Here is a 2,341-nt window from a genome sequence, read left to right as displayed (position 1 = left end):
TGCAGCGGGAAACGCGCGGATCGCATTTGGACGCCTTCCTGGCCTGCATCTTCGCTGGCGGATGGTGGGGTGCCACCCTTGCCGGGGCATGGTGCTGGGGCATGCGCATTGCCAACGCTTGCTGATGCGGCTTTTGTTGCCCGGCTCCGCGTGCAAGACGCTGCCCCGAAACCGGCTTGGGCGAAACCGGCTTGCGCGAAACCAATTTGGGCGAACCCCGGTTGAGCGACGATTTGACAACGATGCGTCCGTCGCCCGCGGTCCTGTCGGCATGCAGCTTAAGCGCATCGGCCTTCGCGCCGTTGCCGGCGGCCATCCGCTTGCTCACCGGCTTCACGACCACCGGATTGCTGGCAGTCACCGCGCCGGGGGAAATGGCCTTGTTGCCGGTCGCAGTCTTGGGACCCGCCAGGATTTGCCCGTTCCCCTTTGTATTGCCGGCAAGCCTCTTGATCTCGGCGCCCCTGGAAACATCGAGCCGTGCACGGGCAAACACGCCTTTGCGAGGCGGAACCAGTTTTGCCGCCTTGATCGATTCGATGACGGGCTTCGGGAGTTGCTGCAGCCGGGGTCCGGCATTGATTGCAACGACCTGATTGCCAAGTCGCACGCGCGGCGCATTGTTGACCACGACCGTCTGGTTGATGATCGTCGTGTTGCGCATGATGACGACGTTCTCCTGCACCGGCCGCACCACCCTGACCAGATCGACCGCGCCGATCGCCGCCACAGGCACGAAACACCACCAGGCGTCGTCGAAGGCGACACCGACGTCGGGCGGCGCTGGAGCCCAGCCGACATCATTGCCGCCCTGACGCCACACCACCCAGGCTGGCGCCCATTGATCGCCGGCGATCCACACCCAGCCGAAATCGGGATCGTAGGCCCAGCGGCCATAGTGATAGACGACATCGCCGAATGGCTCGGTGGACTGCCAGTACCAGCCATCGTCGGTCCAGACCCACCTGCCTTCGGTGTAGGGCCGCCATTCGGTACGGACCGAGGGAACCCAGACATCGCCGAAGCGGCTGGAGGTTCGCCATCCGCCATAGTTCGAAAGCCTTTCGCGGACGGTGACGGCAATTTCCGCCGCATGCGCCTGCGTTCCGGGCAGCACCAGCGGGCCGGTCAGGGTCGCGCTCAAGGCCATGACCGCGGCCATTGCTGCTGCGCGTCCACGCCGGCCAAGGGAGCGACATGAAGACGCTTGGATAAAAGGTATGATGATCATAACGGGCTCCAGAGTTCCGCATCCAGAAAATCCCGGGAACCGCCCTGTTGCCCGCCACCGCTTCCCGGCTTCTCACCGATCGGTTGTCATCGGCCCCGGTGACCGCATTGCGGCATTTGACCATCAATTTTGCGCGACCGGCGCGGCATTCACAAATGGAACGTTCGTTTCCGGCGCCGGAGCGATTCCGAAACCGCCTGGCGATCTCATTTCTAGGATAGACCATTGAAATCGCTGGAAACTATGGTGGGGCGTGACGAGGGCCGCCATCTCTGACGATACTTGATCGTCCGGCGGCAAGCCCGGCGGAGCCACCACCATGACGATCTGGATTTCACGGGAGGAAACCTGATGCTCGACAAGCCCTCTAGCAAGAACACGGCCCCTAGCAAGAAACTGTCCGACCTGCTCGATCAATTCGGCGCCGCGCTTGCTGCCAATGACATCGAGAAGGCGGTCGATTGCTTTCAAGATGATTGCTACTGGCGCGACCTCGTTACCTTCACTTGGAACATCAAGACCATGGAAGGCCGCGACCAGGTCCGCGACATGCTGAAAAGCCAATTGTCGAACACCAGGCCGTCGCACTTCGCCATCGCCAAGGGCGAGGACGCGACCGAGAGCGGCGAACTGATCGAGGGCTGGATCAGCTTCGAGACGGAGGTGGCACGCGGCTTCGGCCATGTCAGGCTGAAGGACGGCAAGATCTGGACGCTGCTGACCACCATGGCCGAACTGAAAGGCCACGAGGAGCCGGCAGGCTTTGCGCGGCCGATGGGCGCCAGGCACGGCTCGGGCAAGAACCGTCCGACATGGAAGGAAGAACGCGAGAGGGAAGCCGCCGAGCTCGGCTTCAAGACCCAGCCCTATACGGTCATCATCGGCGGCGGCCAGGGCGGCATCGCGCTCGGCGCGCGGCTGCGGCAGCTTGGCGTGCCGACGATCATCATCGAGAAAAACGAGCGGGCCGGCGACAGCTGGCGCAAGCGCTACAAGTCGCTCTGCCTGCATGACCCGGTCTGGTACGACCATCTGCCCTACATCGATTTCCCCAAGAACTGGCCGGTCTTCTCGCCCAAGGACAAGATCGGCGACTGGCTGGAAATGTAC

At 63.0% G+C, this 2,341-nt stretch carries 2 protein-coding genes; one reads left to right on the top strand and one right to left on the bottom strand.

The features are described 5' to 3' along the window. The coding region (locus EOC06_RS10060; RefSeq protein ID WP_128307652.1) for a DUF6600 domain-containing protein at positions 1-1,162 on the bottom strand (1,162 nt) is incomplete at its 3' end. Positions 1,163-1,582: 420 nt separating this feature from the next. On the opposite strand from EOC06_RS10060, the gene EOC06_RS42135 reads away from it, so the two are divergent. Then, positions 1,583-2,341: nuclear transport factor 2 family protein (locus EOC06_RS42135; protein ID WP_245469446.1), on the top strand; the 759-nt coding region annotated here is incomplete at its 3' end.

The sequence above is a fragment of the Mesorhizobium sp. M7A.F.Ca.MR.362.00.0.0 genome (assembly GCF_004023175.1).
In the GTDB taxonomy this organism is placed as follows: Bacteria; Pseudomonadota; Alphaproteobacteria; order Rhizobiales; family Rhizobiaceae; genus Mesorhizobium.
This window is presented reverse-complemented; position numbering and strand designations above follow the sequence as displayed.